A 15,433-nucleotide genomic window follows, 5' to 3' on the forward strand; every position below is an offset into this window, starting at 1 on the left:
ACCAGGGGCACCCCTTCGTCATGGGGTCCTGTCTCACCCCGATCCGCCCGTGTGTCGCTTTGGATCACGGTGTGTGGACCAGGCGTGGACCATGGTCCGCAGCGGGCGGAGTAGGCAGACGTCCTGCTGGCAGGGCTGTTGTGCGTACAGGGGATCGTTTCTGCGATTCCTGTTCGGGCGTGCCGGGAGAAGTTGCGCAGGGGTGTGTGGAAGCGTCCCAGCCGTTCCCGGGCCGAGGTGGCATTGCCCCGCTGCCCTGCCCCACTCTCCAAAAGGACGACAAGTCATGCGCAAGCGCAGGTTCTCGCTGCTCGCCGCCGTGTGTGCGGCGGTCCCAATCGTGTTGGCCGGCGCCTCACCGGCGTCGGCGGATTCGCTCATCAACCAGGACCTGGTGAACAAGATGCACGGCAGCCGCCTGGCGCTGGGCGGGGACAGTACCGCGGAAGGGGCGGAGGTGATCGCGCTCCGCGGTACCCGCTGGGACAGCTACATCACGGAGGCATGGGACTGGGAAGGCACCTACGACAGCACCAACCAGCTGTGGACGGCGACCTTGCGCAACCGTGCCGCGAACCGGTGCATGGAACCCGAGTCGACCAACCCGGCCCGCGGGAACCGCATCGTGGTACGGGCCTGCGATGGCTCGGACCAGCAGAAGTGGAGCCTGCGCCTGGAGACCAAGGGCGGCAACCCGGAGCGCTGGTGGGTCTGGCGCCCACTGAAGAACGTGAACGTCGCCATGGCCCTTCAGAACACCAACGGCGACCAGTGGGACACCGTCCGCCTGGACTACTCCTACCCGAGCGACGACCGCCTGTGGCAGACCGGGCCCAACAACCAGTCCTGGTGGTAGGCGGCAGCCGAGACAGGGTCGATCCCCGAACCGTGTGCTCCACGGGGCATATGGTTCTTGACCTGCACGAATGAAGGCACGCCAAAGGGGCGTCCCGTGATGGGACGCCCCTTGAACTGATCGGTGATCTACTGGTCGTCGGCCTGTTCGAGGGCCTGTTCGATCTGCTGGTTCGCGTGGTGCTGGTTGCGGCGGACGGCCTTCGCGTAGAAGCGGAACAGCGCGGCGATGCTGTGACCGGCGCGGCGGGCGACTTCAGCCGGGGAGACCCCGGAGTCCAGCCAGAGGGAGACGCCAGCGGCGCGGAGGCTGTACGGGACCTCAGCAAGAGGGGTCTTGATCTCGTGTGGGATGAGGACCGCGAGGCGCGCGTCCTTCCAGAGGTCGCCGTACTCCTTGCTCGGCCGGCCGCCGCCACGTGCGGCGCGGAAGAGGCGGCCGTCCTCGGCGGCACCGCCGACACCGTGGCGGAGGCCCGGGCGAACGGACTGCCGGTCGAGGTCGTCTGGCCTGACGGCGCCGCTCGGAAGGGCGGAGACGCGGAAGGCGGTCCGAGGCTGCTGCCCACTGCCCGTGGACCAGGTGTGGACCGCCGCGGGCGGCGAGGAGCCGGGCAATCGGGAAACGAGCAGGTCAGTGACGGCAGAGACGCTTCCCACAGCACTCTCTTGAAAACCGTCGTGGCGCGAGTCGCCGTGGGTTCAAATCCCACACCCACCGCCACACCTCAGCGCACTCGCTGACCCGAAGGGGCGTCCCGATTCCGGGGCGCCCCTTCCGCGTGCCCTGGCGCCCGGCGCCCGGGCGAGGGCCCCGGTGCGGGCGGCGTTCAGGGGCCCTGGGCCTTCCGGGTGGTGTTTGTCGGAAGATCGGCGCGCGTGGCGGGGGTCGTGCGGTTGCGGCCACATCATGACGAATGTATGCAGATCCGCCCGTCGGAACATCGCGAAATGAGGGGCCCGTCATGACCCACCGCAGCATCACCTCGATCTGGACCACCCTCCTCGCCGCGCTCGTGGCGCTCCTGGCCGCCCTCGGCCTCGGTGGGAAGGCGGCCCCGGTGGCCGCGGGTGAGGCGGTCGCCGCCCCGGTGGCTCCCGCGGTGCGTCGCCGGCCGGCCGTGGTGGCGCGGCGGACCTGGCGGGCGATGATGCGGGGCGGGTCGCTCCCGCCGACGATCAAGCAGCGGATCCGGGCCGAGGCGCACGGCAAGGCCCCGTCCGTCCGGCGCTCGACCACCGCCGCGGCCCTCGCCCCCGATACGGCACTCGCCACTGCGGCCCTCGCCCCCGATGCGGCCCTCGCAACTGCGTCCCTCACCCCCGGTGCGGATCAGGACCGGCTCGCCCTCGCCGCGTAACGGGAGCGCGAGCAGCACCGGCACCAGCAGCAGGAACGGCAGGATGCGGCGCAGGCGCGCCGCGCAGTGCCCCCGGGGATGGGGCACAGGGGGTCGCACCGGCGTTCGTCCGGGGCGTGCGGGGGGCGTGAAGCTTGGTACCGCAGGGTCGCAGGGCCGGGAGACGGTGGGGTTCCCGGACGGTGCGGCCCTTTTCGGCATGTCCGGGTCGGGCGGGTTTGGCGGAACGATTCGCCTCTTGCGTGCGCAGGACTTCGCGCGATGCGGGTGCGCCGCGTGGGGCGGCCGGGGCGTGAACGGGGTTTATCCGCAGTTGGTCATGCTTGCGGGGGAATGGCAGGCTGCGGGGTGGTTCGCCGGGGATTCGGTGGGCAACTCTGGTCTCGCGACGTCGTCAGCAGCACGAACGACCGAGGCGGTCGGCCAACTGCCTTGGAGTACACCCGACTTCGGTTTCCTGGAGGAAAATCAGACATGGCAAGCATCCGTACCGCCCGCGTCATCGCCGCCGTCGCCTCGCTCCCCCTCGCCGTCGCCGTCTTCAGCGGGGTGGCCGCGGCCGACAACGGCTCCTTCGCGAACGACGGATCGAATGCGAGCGTCGCGAGCATCGTCGGCAGCGGTGTGAACGGCGGCAACAGCGGCAATTCCTCCACCTCGCAGCAGGTGGCCACCGGCTCCGGAGCGTCGAACCAGAACAACACCGCGCAGGTCAACGGCTCCGCGTACACGGCGATCCACCAGGCCAACTCCAACGTCGCGGTGAACTTCTTCCCCTGGTGGTAGGCGGCGCCCCCGGGGCCGCTTGACCGTTGAGGGCGCCCGTACGACCGGACCGGCTGGGGTCCGGTCGTACGGGCGCCCTTCCGCATGTCCGGTCCCCCGCTCGCCCGACCTTGACATCCACAGTGAATCTGACGGACAGTCAGTTTCACTCGTCCGATGCGATGCCGGGAGGCCAGCGCCGTGCACCTCGCCCCGTCCGAAGGCCAGGCGCGACTGCGCGCCGAACTGCGCGAGTACTTCCGCAACCTGCTCCCCGACGGGGTCCCCGAGGACCCGGCCGCACAGCGCGCACTGCTGCGCCGGATCGGCGCCGACGGCCTGCTCGGACTCGGCTGGCCCGTCGAGTACGGAGGCCAGGGCCGGGGCCCCGACGAGCAGTTCGTCTTCTTCGACGAGGCCTACCGGGCCGGCGCCCCCGTCTCCATGGTCACCCTCAACACCGTCGGCCCCACCCTCATGAAGTACGGCACCCAGCGCCAGAAGGACTACTTCCTGCCCCGGATCCTCCGCGGCGAGACCGTCTTCGCCATCGGCTACTCGGAGCCCGAGGCCGGCACCGACCTGGCCTCGCTGCGCACCAGGGCCGTCCGCGACGGCGGGGACTGGGTGGTCGACGGACAGAAGGTCTTCACCTCGAACGCCCAGAACGCAGACTGGATCTGGCTGGCCTGCCGCACCGACCCGCAGGCCCCCAAGCACAAGGGCATCTCGATCATCCTGGTGCCCACCGACAGCCCCGGCTTCGCCTGGACCCCGATCGACACCGTCGGCGGCCTCACCACCACCGCGACGTACTACGACGCCATCCGGGTCCCCGAGGGCAACCTCGTCGGCCCCGAACACGGCGGCTGGGGCCTGATCACCAACCAGCTCAACCACGAACGCGTCGCCCTGGCGGCCATCGGCATGCAGGCCGAGGACTTCTACGAGCGGGCCCTGAGCCACGCCCGCACCCCCGACCCCGCCACCGGCGAGCGCCCGGCCGACCACCCCTGGGTGCGGTCCCGGCTCGCCGAGGCCCACGCCCGGCTGGCCGCCGTACGCCTCCTCAACTGGCGCCTCGTCCAGGACGTGGGAGCGGGCACCCTGGCCCCCGGCGACGCCAGCGGAGTGAAGTTCCTCGGCACCGAGTCCACCGTCGAGGTCTACCGGATCTGCCAGGAGGCGGTGGGCGAGGAGGCCCTCGTGCGCGGTCCGGAGGCCTTCGCCGGCGGCGAGCTGGAGCGGATGAACCGGGCCGCCCAGATCAACACCTTCGGCGGCGGGGTCAGCGAGGTCCAACGGGAGATCGTCGCCATGATGCGGCTCGGGATGAAGGGGAGGAAGCGATGACCGCCGGGGAGAGCGACCCGTTCCACGAGAGGCTCAAGGCCTTCGAGGGGCGGCCCGCAGCCACCGCGGGCCGGGCCAAGGACGCGGTCAACGAGCCGATGATCCGCCACTGGTGCGAGGCGATGGGCGACACCAACCCCGCCTACACCGGACCGGACGCCATCGCCCCGCCCACCATGCTCCAGGCCTGGACGATGGGCGGCCTCTCCGGCCACACCGACCGTTCCTCCGCCTACGACGAGCTGTTCGCGCTCCTCGACGGCGCGGGCTGCACCTCCGTGGTCGCCACCGACTGCGAGCAGGAGTACCTGCGCCCGCTGCGCCCGGGCGACCGGGTGAGCTTCGACGCCGTGATCGAGTCGGTCTCGCCGCGCAAGACGACCAAGCTGGGCACCGGGCACTTCGTCACGACCCGCATGGACGTCCGGGCGAACGGCGAACCCGCCGGCACCCACCGCTTCCGCATCCTGAAGTACGCCCCCGCCGCCCGGCCGGATCCGGCCCCGCAGGCCCCGCCCCGGCCCCGCCCGGTGATCAACCGCGACAACCAGGGGTTCTGGGACGGGGTCCGCGAGCACAGGCTGCTGATCCAGCGCTGCACGGCCTGCGCGACCCTGCGCTTCCCCTGGCTGCCCGGCTGCAACGCCTGCTCCTCCCCCGACTGGGACACCGTCGAGGCGAGCGGCGCCGGCACGGTCTTCTCGTACGTCGTCATGCACCACCCGCCCTTCCCCGCCTTCGACCCTCCGTACGCGGTGGCCCTGGTAGAGCTGGCCGAGGGCGTCCGGATGATCAGCGACATCACCGGAGTCCCCTACGACAAGGTCCGCATCGGCATGCCCGTCCGGCTGGAGTTCCTGCGCGTCGACGACACCCTCGAACTCCCCGTCTTCCGAGGGGAGGCGGGCTGACATGGACTTCCACCCCACCGAGGAACAGGCCGCCGCGGCCGGTCTCGCCGCGAGGATCTTCCGTGACCTGGCGACCCACGAACGCCTCGTCGCCGCCGGCACCGGCAGCGACGCCGAGCACTGGAAGGCCCTCACCTCCGCCGGGCTGACCGCCGCCGTCGAGGACGTCGGCCTGCTCGGCCTGGTCCTGCTGCTGGAGGAGCAGGGCCGCACCACCGCGCAGGTCCCGTACGCCGCCACCTGCGCGTACGGCGTCCTGCCGGTGGCCGCGCACGGCAGCCCCGAGCAGCGCGCCCGGCTGCTGCCCGCCCTCGGCTCCGGCGTAGCCGTGGCCACCGGCGCCTTCCCCGAGCGCGGCCGGTTCACCGCCACCCCCGACGGCCGCCTCACCGGCACCGCCCCCGCCGTGCCCTGGCTGCGCGACGCCACGCACGTCCTGGTCCCCGACACCGGCCGGGCCCTGTGGCTCGTACGGACGGACGCGCCGGGAGCCACCGTCCGGCCGGTGGAGACCACCGCGCCCTGGGCGTCGGGGAGCCTCACCCTGGGCGGGGCGCGCGCGGAGCGGCTCGGCGGCCCGGAGGCGTACGACCAGGTGCTCGGCGCCGCCCGCACCGCCTTCGCCGGACTCCAGGCGGGGGTCTGCGCGGGATCGCTGGCCCGGGCCGTGGAGTACACCTCCACCCGCGAGCAGTTCGGCCGGCCGCTGTCCACGAACCAGGGCGTCATGCTCCGCGCGGCCGACGCGTACATGGACACGGAGGCGATCCGGGTCACCGCGTACGAGGCGGCCTGGCGCGTCGACGAGGGCCTCCCGGCCCGCGACCACGCGCTCACGGCGGCCTGGTGGGCCTCCGAGGCGGGCAAGCGGGTCGTCCACGCGGGCCAGCACCTGCACGGCGGGATGGGCGCCGACCTGGACCACCCCGTCCACCGCCACTTCCTGTGGGGCCGCCAACTGGACGCCTACCTGGGCTGCGGCAGCGAGCTGCTGGCCGAACTGGGCGCCCTCATATCCGAGGGGGAAGAAGAGGGGGAACACGCATGAACGTCGGCGACGAGCTGCCGCCGCTGGAGATCCCGGTCACCCGCACCCTGATCGTGGCGGGGGCGATCGCCTCCCGCGACTACCAGGACGTGCACCACGACGCGGAGCTCGCCCGCGCGAAGGGCTCCCCGGACGTCTTCATGAACATCCTGACCACCAACGGCCTGGTCGGCCGCTACATCACCGACCACCTGGGCCCGCGCGCGCTCCTGCGCAAGGTCGCGATCCGCCTCGGCGCCCCCAATTACCCGGGCGACACGATGACCCTCACGGGCACGGTCACCGCCGTCGACGGGGACACCGCCGAGATCAGGGTCGTCGGAGCCAACCGCATCGGCCACCACGTCACGGGCACCGTGACCGTCACCCTGGGGGCCGCGGCATGAGCGTCCGCACCCGCGACGGCCTCGGCGGCCGGGCAGCCATCGCCGGCATCGGCGCGACCGAATTCTCCAAGGACTCCGGCCGCAGCGAGCTGAAGCTCGCCGTCGAGGCGGTGCACGCCGCCCTCGACGACGCGGGGCTCACCCCCGCCGACGTCGACGGCATGGTCACCTTCACCATGGACACCAGCCCCGAGATCACCGTGGCCCAGGCGGCCGGCATCGGGGAGCTGTCCTTCTTCTCCCGCATCCACTACGGCGGTGGCGCGGCCTGCGCCACCGTCCAGCAGGCCGCTCTCGCCGTCGCCACCGGGGTGGCCGAGGTCGTGGTCTGCTACCGCGCCTTCAACGAACGCTCCGGCCGCCGCTTCGGCTCCGGTGTCCAGCAGCGCGAACCCTCCGCGGAGGGCGCGGCCCTCGGCTGGTCCCTGCCCTGGGGCCTGCTCACCCCCGCGTCCTGGGTGGCCATGGCCGCCCAGCGCTACCTGCACGCCTACAACCTGACCCCCGAGGCCTTCGGCCACGTCGCCGTCACCGGCCGCAGGCACGCCGCGAACAACCCCGCCGCCCACTTCCACGGCAAGCCCATCACACTCGCCGACCACGCGGCCTCGCGCTGGATCGTCGAGCCGCTGCGGCTGCTGGACTGCTGCCAGGAGACCGACGGCGGTCAGGCACTCGTCGTCACCACGGCCGAGCGGGCCCGGGACCTGCGGCAGAAGCCCACCGTGATCACCGCCGCCGCGCAGGGCGCCGGCCGCCGCCAGGAGGCGATGACCTCCTTCTACCGGGACGACCTCACCGGCCTCCCGGAGATGGACGTGGTCGCCCGCCAGCTGTGGCGCAGCAGCGGACTGCGGCCCTCGGACATCGACGTGGGCATCCTCTACGACCACTTCACCCCCTTCGTCCTCATGCAGCTGGAGGCGTTCGGCTTCTGCGGTCCGGGGGAGGCCGCGGACTTCACGGCGGCCGGGGCGCTCCCCCTCAACACCCACGGGGGCCAGCTCGGGGAGGCCTACCTGCACGGCATGAACGGCATCGCCGAGGCCGTCCGCCAGGTGCGCGGCACCTCCGTCAACCAGCTCCCGGGCGCGGAGCACGTCCTGGTCACCGCCGGTACGGGAGTGCCGACCTCCGGCCTGATCCTGGGGGCCGGGCCCTGACCCCGGTCCCAGGGGCCGGCCGCGCCCTCCACCTTCAGTAGGTGGGGCGCGGCCCGGCCGTACAACCTGAGAGGGATCCGGCTCCGGCACCTGGGGCCGATCCCAGAAGGGCGCGCCGCTTCTAGCGTGGAGCCATGACCACGCCTGTGTGCACGCTCGCCTCGAATCCGACGCAGTACCCGTCGTTCTCGGCGTACGTCCGGACCCGTGGCACCGTCCTCCTGCGCACCGCGCGCTCCCTGACCGCCAATCCCTGCGACGCCGAGGACCTGCTCCAGACGGCCCTGGCGAAGACCTACGTCGCCTGGGACCGGATCGAGGACCACCGTGCCCTCGACGGCTACGTACGGCGGGCCCTGGTCAACACCCGCACCTCCCAGTGGCGCAAGCGCAAGGTCGACGAGTTCGTCTGCGACGAGATCCCGGAGAACGAGACCCCGGCGGGAACCGACCCCGCCGAGGCGCAGGCGCTGCGCGACGCGATGTGGCGCGCGGTCACCCGGCTGCCCGACCGGCAGCGGGCCATGGTCGTCCTGCGCTATTACGAGGACATGAGCGAGGCGCAGACCGCAGAGCTGCTGGGAGTCTCGGTCGGTACGGTCAAGAGCGCCGTCTCCCGGGCGCTGGTCAAGCTGCGCGAGGACCCCGAGCTCACCCCGGTGCGCTGAGGGCGGCCGGTGCTCCCGTGGCGGCGGCTGGCGTGTTTCACGTGAAACATCGGCCACGGAACGGCTCCGGACAGTGATTGGCCAGCCTGTTTGTACTCCCGGGTAGTGACATGCCGACCGGTACGTGCGCAGAATCGGCAGCATCCGACAGCCGCCGCAGCGCCGCAGCGCTCACCGGGAGGACGCTTTGCTGAGCACCATGCAGGATGTACCGCTGCTGATCTCGCGGATCCTGGCCCACGGGTCGACGATTCACGGAAGGTCCCAGGTCACGACCTGGACCGGCGAGGCCGAGCCGCATCGGCGCACCTTCGCCGAGATCGGCGTCCGCAGCGCTCAGCTCGCGCACGCGCTGCGCGACGAGCTCGGGGTCCAGCAGGACGAACGTGTCGCGACCCTCATGTGGAACAACTCCGAGCACGTCGAGGCGTACTTCGCGATCCCGTCGATGGGCGCGGTCCTGCACACGCTCAACCTGCGGCTGCCCCCCGAGCAGCTGGTCTTCATCGTCAACCACGCCGCGGACCGGATCGTGCTGGTGAACGGCACCCTGCTGCCGCTGCTGGCGCCGCTGCTGCCGCACCTGCCGACGGTCGAGCACGTCGTGGTCGTGGGCATCGGCGACCGCTCCGTCCTCGACGGCCTGGGCGTCCGGGTCCACGAGTACGAGGAGCTCCTCGAAGGCCGCCCCGAGCGCTACGACTGGCCCGAGCTGGACGAGCGCCAGGCCGCGGCCATGTGCTACACCTCCGGCACCACCGGGGACCCCAAGGGCGTCGTCTACTCCCACCGCTCGATCTACCTGCACTCCATGCAGGTCAACATGACCGAGTCGATGGGCCTCACCGACCACGACACCAGCCTGGTCGTGGTGCCCCAGTTCCACGTGAACGCCTGGGGCCTGCCGCACGCCACCTTCATGACCGGCATCAACATGCTGATGCCGGACCGGTTCCTCCAGCCGGCCCCGCTCGCCGAGATGATCGAGCGGGAGAAGCCCACGCACGCCGCGGCCGTCCCCACCATCTGGCAGGGGCTGCTCGCCGAGGTCACCGCGAAGCCGCGCGACCTGACGTCGATGAAGCAGGTCACCATCGGCGGCGCGGCCTGTCCGCCCTCCCTGATGGAGGCCTACGACAAGCTCGGCGTCCGCCTCTGCCACGCCTGGGGCATGACGGAGACCTCCCCGCTGGGCACCATGGCGCACCCGCCGGCCGGGCTGACCGCCCAGGAGGAGTGGCCGTACCGGGTCACCCAGGGCCGCTTCCCGGCAGGCGTCGAGGCCCGCCTCATCGGCCCCGCCGGCGACGTCCTGCCATGGGACGGGGAATCGGCGGGCGAGCTGGAGGTCCGCGGCAACTGGATCGCCGCCTCCTACTACAACGGCGTGTCCGGCGAAGCCCTGCGCCCCGAGGACAAGTTCAGCGCGGACGGCTGGCTCAAGACCGGGGACGTCGGCGTGATCAGCTCCGACGGCTTCCTCACCCTCACCGACCGGGCCAAGGACGTCATCAAGTCCGGCGGCGAGTGGATTTCGAGCGTCGACCTGGAGAACGCCCTGATGGCCCACCCCGATGTGGCCGAAGCGGCGGTCGTCGCCGTCCCGGACGAGAAGTGGGGCGAACGCCCCCTGGCCACGGTCGTCCTCAAGGAAGGCGCCACGGTGGACTACGAGGGCCTGCGCGCGTTCCTCGGCCAGTCCATCGCCAAGTGGCAGCTCCCGGAGCGCTGGACGGTCGTCGGGGCCGTGCCGAAGACCAGCGTCGGCAAGTTCGACAAGAAGGTGATCCGCAAGCAGTACGCGGACGGCGAGCTGGAGGTCACCACCCTCGCGTAGGACCCGCGGACGTCAGCCGCGCGTGAGCCATGGCCGCAGCAGCCTGCTGACGGCGGGCATGGCCACGTAGGTCATCAGGGTGCTGAAGACGACCGCGAAGGCGGCCGTCCGCACCACGAAGTGCAGGTCCACCAGGTACGGCCCGAGCAGCGCGTTGCCCGCGAGCGAGATCGGGAAGATGGCCAGCCCCGAGCTGATCGCCATCTTCCAGCGCGGCGGCGCGGGCCGGGTCGTACCCGGCTTGGCGAACCAGGTCTCCATCCCGTGCAGTTCACGCCGGGCTATCTCGGTGTGGTGGTGGCCCAGGCAGTTCGAGAACCACTGGGCCCGCTCGGGGGAGTCCTGCCACCGCTGGAAGGCCGCCTGGTCACGGAAGCGGTGCACCAGGAACCACGGGCCGCCCTCGGTGGCGGGCCGGAACAGCCCGTACCCGAGGTGCCCGGGGAAAGCGGCGGCCGTCTCCAGGATGCCGTGGGCCCAGGCCTCGAACGTCTCCTCGTGGCCGGGCTCCACCTGCCGGGCGATGAGGAGGTTCACCTCCCCGTTGTCGGCGGGAACGGTGTGCTCGGACGCGTCGGTGAGGGCCATGGGGCCAGGATCGCTAGTTGGTCCCGATCTTGGCCAGCAAGTCCACGATGCGGCCCTGCACATCGGCCGTGGTGGCCCGCTCGGCGAGGAACAGCACGCTCTCGCCCGAGGCCAGCCGCGGCAGGTCGGCGGGACCGATCCCGGCGGTCGTGTAGACGACCAGCGGAGTACGGTTCAGCAGCCCGTTCGCACGCAGCCAGTCCACGATCCCGGCCCGCCGGCGACGGACCTGCATCAGGTCCATGACCACCAGGTTGGGCCGCATCCGGCTCGCCAGCTCCACGGCGTCGGTGTCCGCGCCCGCCCGGGCGACCTGGAGGCCGCGCCGTTCCAGCGCGGCGGTCAGCGCGGTGGCGATCTCGTCGTGCTCCTCGATCAGCAGGACCCGGGACGGGTGCTGCTCGCTGTCGCGGGCCGCGAGCGCCTTGAGCAGTACGGCGGGATCGGCACCGTACGCCGCCTCGCGCGTGGCGTGCCCCAGCCCGGCCGTCACCAGTACGGGCACCTCGGCGGCCACCGCGGCCTGGCGCAGGGACTGCAGGGCGGTCCGGGTGATGGGCCCGGTCAGCGGGTCGACGAACAGCGCGGCGGGGAACGCCGCGATCTGCGCGTCCACCTCCTCGCGCGAGTGCACGATCACCGGGCGGTAGCCGCGGTCGCTCAGCGCCTGCTGCGTCTGCGCGTCCGGCGCCGGCCACACCAGGAGCCGGCGCGGGTTGTCCAGCGGCTCCGGCGGCAGCTCGTCGTCCACGGGCTGCGGTACGGGCGGCCGGTTGACCACCTCGACCGCTCCCCCGGGGCCGTCCAGCGGCTCCGGGCCCTCGGCCGCGCCCGCCTCGGGGGCCCCTATGGCGAAGGCCCGCCCCTGGGGCGCGGGTTCGGCGAGCCGCCGGCGCCGGCCGGAACCGGAACCCTCCGCGCCCGCGGCGCCCGGGTCCACGGCGATGCCCTGGCCCAGGGTGCCCAGAGCGCGCACGCTGATCGGCTGCCCCGCACCGGCCGGGGCCTCGCCGGGCCGGCGGGCACCGGGGACGGAGGGCTGCACGGGGGTCTCGCCGTCCTCGGGGGCGGTGCGGGCGGCGGGAACCGGCCAAGCGGGGGTCGCGGGCAGCGCACGCCGCCGCCCGGTCGGGAGCGCGGGCTCCGCACCGTCCGCCGGGTGCGGCGGCTCGGGGTCCGCAGGTGCGCCGAGCACCCGCCGGCCACGGCGTCCGCCCGGGCCCTCGGTGTCGGACTCGGCGGAACCGGAACCCGTGGCGGGCCCGGCCGGCAGGGCGAAGCCGCCCTCGGGGGCGACGGGCCGCGGCGCGGCGGGCGCCGGGAGCCCGGCCGCCGGCACCGGGCCGGCGGGCTGCGCGGCCGCACCGGCCGGCCCCAGCGCCCTGCGGCGGCCCGCCGGGTGCTCGGTCACCGGAACCGGGGGCACCGACGGTACGGGCGGCAGCGCGGGCATGGCGGTGCCCTGCGGCGGTACGGGCCGGTCGTGCGGGGCGTCGTCACCGTCGCGGCCCCGTCGGCGCCCGGTACCGAGCCCCGCCGGGTTCACCGGTGACTGGGCCAGTTCAGCCGGACCGGACACGACGGCCTGCGCGGGAGCCTCGCCCTCCGCCCGGCGGCGCCCGGACGGCAGCGCCAGCGCGCCCCCGCCCTCGCGCGCCTCGGGGCCCTTCGCCCCGGCGGCCTCGTCCTCCAGGAAGGCGTCCACCCCGCGCCGGCCCCGCCGGCCGCCGGAGACCGTCGCGGGGGCGGCCTCGGGCTCCGGCGCGGGCTGATCCTCGGGCTCCGGCAGGGTCACCGTCCCGGCGCCCGAACCCAGCGGCAGCTCCAGCACGTACGCCCCGCCGGGCGCACCGGGTACCTCCACCGTCTGAAGGACCCCGCCGTGCGCGGCGACGATGCCCCGCACGATCGGCTCGTGCACCGGGTCCCCGCCCTCGTAGGGGCCGCGCACCTCGATGCGTACGACATCGCCCCGCTGGGCCGCGGCCACCACGATCGTGGAGTCGCCGTACCCGCTGCCCTGGGCGGTCTTGCCGGTGGCGTCCACCCCGGCGACGTCCGCGATCAGGTGCGCGAGGGCGGCCGCGATCCGTCCCTCGTCCACCTCGGCCTCGATCGTCGGGGCGTGGACGGCGAACTGCGCCCGCCCGGGGCCGATCAGTTCGACCGCGCCGTCGACACCCGCCGCGACGACCGTGTTGATCAGGGCGTTCTTCTTCTTGAGCTTGTCGCTGCCCGCGTCCAGGCGCTGGTACTCCAGCACGTTGTCCACGAGGGTGGTCATCCGCGAGTAGCCGGCGGCGAGATGGTGCAGCAGCTGGTTGGCCTCGGGCCACAGCTGGCCCCCGTCGTCGGCGGCCAGCGTGGCGAGCTCCCCGCGCAGTTCTTCCAGCGGGCCGCGCAGCGAGTCCCCGAGGACGGCCAGCAGCTGGGCGTGGCGCGCGGCGAGGGCGTCGTACTGGCGCCGGTCGGTGAAGGTCATCACCGCGCCGACGAGCAGCTCCCCGTCCCGTACGGGCGAGGTGGTCAGGTCGACGGCGACGGCCTGCCCGGCCTTGTTCCACAGCACCTGGCCTCGGACCCGGTGCTTGCGCCCGCTGCGCAGGGTGTCGGCGAGCGGGGACTCGTCGAAGGGGAAGGGCGAGCCGTCGGCGCGCGAGTGCTGGATCAGCCCGTGCAGCTCGCGGTTGCCGAGATCGGTGGCGCGGTAGCCGAGGATCTGCGCGGCGGCCGGATTGACGAGGACGACGCGGCCCTCGGTGTCCGTGCCCACGACGCCCTCGGCGGCGGCGCGCAGGATCATCTCGGTCTGCCGCTGGGAGCGGGCCAGCTCGGCCTCGGTGTCCACCGTCTCGGAGAGGTCCCGGACGACGAGCATCAGCAGTTCGTCGCCGGTGTACGGCTGGGGCTCGCGGTAGGCGTCACGGCCGTCGAGGTGGGCGCTGGTGACCTCGACGGGGAACTCGCTGCCGTCGGTGCGGCGCGCGGTCATCCGCTTCGGCCGGGAGCGGCCCTCCTCGCGGTCGCCGGGGCGGCGCATCGAGCCGGGGATCTGCTTGGAGTCGAACTCCGGCAGGAGGTCGAGCACCCCGCGGCCGACGAGCCCGGTACCGGGGCTCTCCATGACTTCGAGGGCGATCGAATTGGCGTTGACGACCGTGCCGTTGGCGTTGACGAGCAACAGCGCGTCCGGGAGCGCGTCGAGTATTGCTGCGAGGCGAGCAGCGCCTCGGGATGGCCTGCTGCTCACGACGAGCTTCCTCCCTGACCACGACTACCGGCATGTCACGGGAGGAGTCTAAGGGCACCGTCCTGCCGCGAGGTGGCGGATGTACGGGGGAAAACGCGCATCCGCCGCATCGTCCCAGGTCAGGAATGCTCCCCCGGAAGCACAGGTTCCAGGTTCTTCCACCGGGCGATGTCGCAGCCGTTCCTTCGCTGGAACGTGGTGTCCACCTTCTGGCCGCGCCATGTTCCGGTGACCCGGGCGACGGCCGACCCGCCGTACTGGAACGAGCAGTTCTTGGAGTCCGGCTCGGCGAAGGGGTCCTTGCCCTGTCTGGCCAGCGTGTCGAGACGGGCGCAGGCCTCCTCGGCGAAGGGGTGGTCGCCGCCGGCGGGGTGGCACTCCAGCCGGTGCGTGCCGTCGACGAGGCGGTTGCCGCTCTTGGAGATCTCGATGGTGAGCCGGTCGGGCGCGGAGAGCAGGCGCCCCAGGGGCAGGGGCGGCAGTGGTCCGGCAGCCGCGGCGGCCAGGGCGGAGGTGACGGCGAAGGCGGCGAGACGCAGCATGGGGCACTCCAGGTCGTCCGTACGTCGTACGCCTCACCAACGACCTTCCCGCTCGGACGTTGCGTGCTTAAGCCTTTGCCCTGTGGCCCCAGCTCCTTGTACCGTTGGGAGCGGATTGGTGACCGGCCCCGCGCCTGTGTCATCATCTGCACGCACCTTCGTACGCGAGGGTGTGCTGGAGGCGTCGCCTAGTCCGGTCTATGGCGCCGCACTGCTAATGCGGTTTGGGGCTTACACCCCATCGAGGGTTCAAATCCCTCCGCCTCCGCACCTCACCGAAGCCCCGGTCCTGATGGACCGGGGCTTCGGTGCGTTTGGCGTGTTCCCGGATGCCGGATGCCGGATGCCGGATGCCGGGAGCCGGGAGCCGGGAGCCGGGAGCCGGGAGCCGGGAGCCGGGTGGGGGCGCCCGGCGTGGGCCGGTGCGTTCAGGGCTTGGAGGGGTTTCGGATGGCCCCCCGTGGGTAGCCAGCCGGGCCCGGCGCTGTGGCGCGGAACCTTCCGGACGATCTTCTTCCAGGGTGTTTCCGCAGGTCAGAGGCCTTGGGGCTAATGGATTTCGCGTCCCGGCGAGGTCCATGTATTGTTGTTCTCGCAAGGCCAACGGGGCGAAAAAAACCCGGGAAGCCCAAGCACTCGTAGCTTAACGGATAGAGCATCTGACTACGGATCAGAAGGTTGCAGGTTCGAATCCTGCCGAGTGCAC

At 72.5% G+C, this 15,433-nt stretch carries 14 protein-coding genes and 2 tRNA genes; 12 read left to right on the forward strand and 4 right to left on the reverse strand.

All coding sequences use genetic code 11. The annotated features are described in order from the left end of the window. Positions 1-286 precede the first annotated feature (286 nt). Positions 287-856, forward strand: a complete 570-nt coding sequence (locus tag ACZ7IF_RS24405; RefSeq protein WP_470974884.1) for an RICIN domain-containing protein — start codon at positions 287-289, stop codon at positions 854-856. Positions 857-984: 128 nt separating this feature from the next. Here the strand turns inward: ACZ7IF_RS24405 and ACZ7IF_RS24410 are convergent, their stop codons facing one another. Then, the gene (locus ACZ7IF_RS24410; protein WP_470974887.1) at positions 985-1,515 is read right to left on the reverse strand and encodes a hypothetical protein; all 531 of its coding nucleotides are present in this window, start codon (positions 1,513-1,515) and stop codon (positions 985-987) included. 305 nt (positions 1,516-1,820) lie between these two features. On the opposite strand from ACZ7IF_RS24410, the gene ACZ7IF_RS24415 reads away from it, so the two are divergent. The 9 genes from ACZ7IF_RS24415 to ACZ7IF_RS24455 all read left to right on the forward strand — a co-directional run bounded on the left by ACZ7IF_RS24415 (position 1,821) and on the right by ACZ7IF_RS24455 (position 10,347). After that, positions 1,821-2,216 (forward strand): DUF6344 domain-containing protein, encoded by a 396-nt coding sequence (locus ACZ7IF_RS24415; protein ID WP_470974890.1) that lies wholly within the window; start codon positions 1,821-1,823, stop codon positions 2,214-2,216. A gap of 474 nt (positions 2,217-2,690) precedes the next feature. Continuing rightward, positions 2,691-3,002, forward strand: a complete 312-nt coding sequence (locus ACZ7IF_RS24420) for a hypothetical protein (protein WP_470974893.1) — start codon at positions 2,691-2,693, stop codon at positions 3,000-3,002. A gap of 180 nt (positions 3,003-3,182) precedes the next feature. Beyond that, on the forward strand, positions 3,183-4,334 hold the full coding sequence (locus tag ACZ7IF_RS24425) for an acyl-CoA dehydrogenase family protein (protein WP_470975049.1): 1,152 nt from the start codon (positions 3,183-3,185) through the stop codon (positions 4,332-4,334). Next, complete coding sequence (locus ACZ7IF_RS24430; RefSeq protein ID WP_470974896.1) at positions 4,331-5,245, forward strand: bifunctional MaoC family dehydratase N-terminal/OB-fold nucleic acid binding domain-containing protein; 915 nt, start codon at positions 4,331-4,333, stop codon at positions 5,243-5,245. Before ACZ7IF_RS24425 ends, ACZ7IF_RS24430 begins: the two co-directional genes overlap by 4 nt. Position 5,246: 1 nt before the next feature. Beyond that, positions 5,247-6,293, forward strand: coding sequence for an acyl-CoA dehydrogenase family protein (locus ACZ7IF_RS24435; protein ID WP_470974899.1), 1,047 nt, complete (start codon positions 5,247-5,249; stop codon positions 6,291-6,293). Next, entirely contained in the window at positions 6,290-6,679 is a 390-nt protein-coding gene (locus tag ACZ7IF_RS24440; RefSeq protein WP_470974902.1) for a MaoC family dehydratase, read from the forward strand. Before ACZ7IF_RS24435 ends, ACZ7IF_RS24440 begins: the two co-directional genes overlap by 4 nt. Beyond that, positions 6,676-7,842 (forward strand): lipid-transfer protein, encoded by a 1,167-nt coding sequence (locus tag ACZ7IF_RS24445; RefSeq protein WP_470974904.1) that lies wholly within the window; start codon positions 6,676-6,678, stop codon positions 7,840-7,842. Before ACZ7IF_RS24440 ends, ACZ7IF_RS24445 begins: the two co-directional genes overlap by 4 nt. 134 nt (positions 7,843-7,976) lie before the next feature. After that, positions 7,977-8,510, forward strand: coding sequence for a SigE family RNA polymerase sigma factor (locus ACZ7IF_RS24450; protein ID WP_470974907.1), 534 nt, complete (start codon positions 7,977-7,979; stop codon positions 8,508-8,510). Between the two features lie 187 nt (positions 8,511-8,697). Further along, positions 8,698-10,347: a long-chain fatty acid--CoA ligase gene (locus ACZ7IF_RS24455; RefSeq protein WP_470974910.1), complete on the forward strand. Its 1,650-nt coding sequence runs from the start codon at positions 8,698-8,700 to the stop codon at positions 10,345-10,347. Positions 10,348-10,359: 12 nt separating this feature from the next. Here the strand turns inward: ACZ7IF_RS24455 and ACZ7IF_RS24460 are convergent, their stop codons facing one another. The 3 genes from ACZ7IF_RS24460 to ACZ7IF_RS24470 all read right to left on the reverse strand — a co-directional run bounded on the left by ACZ7IF_RS24460 (position 10,360) and on the right by ACZ7IF_RS24470 (position 14,727). Continuing rightward, the gene (locus ACZ7IF_RS24460) at positions 10,360-10,935 is read right to left on the reverse strand and encodes an antibiotic biosynthesis monooxygenase (RefSeq protein WP_470974914.1); all 576 of its coding nucleotides are present in this window, start codon (positions 10,933-10,935) and stop codon (positions 10,360-10,362) included. Positions 10,936-10,948: 13 nt separating this feature from the next. Beyond that, a complete protein-coding gene (locus tag ACZ7IF_RS24465) occupies positions 10,949-14,185 on the reverse strand; it encodes a PAS domain-containing protein (protein WP_470974917.1) in 3,237 nt (1,078 codons plus the stop codon). Between the two features lie 119 nt (positions 14,186-14,304). Next, positions 14,305-14,727, reverse strand: coding sequence for an SSI family serine proteinase inhibitor (locus tag ACZ7IF_RS24470; RefSeq protein WP_469113969.1), 423 nt, complete (start codon positions 14,725-14,727; stop codon positions 14,305-14,307). A 177-nt stretch (positions 14,728-14,904) separates the two neighbouring features. Here ACZ7IF_RS24470 and ACZ7IF_RS24475 point away from each other — a divergent pair. Beyond that, positions 14,905-14,995 (forward strand) — tRNA-Ser (locus tag ACZ7IF_RS24475). A 364-nt stretch (positions 14,996-15,359) separates the two neighbouring features. Then, a tRNA-Arg gene (locus tag ACZ7IF_RS24480) sits at positions 15,360-15,432 on the forward strand. Position 15,433 lies beyond the last annotated feature (1 nt).

Source organism: Streptomyces sp. NPDC037421 (assembly GCF_055602105.1).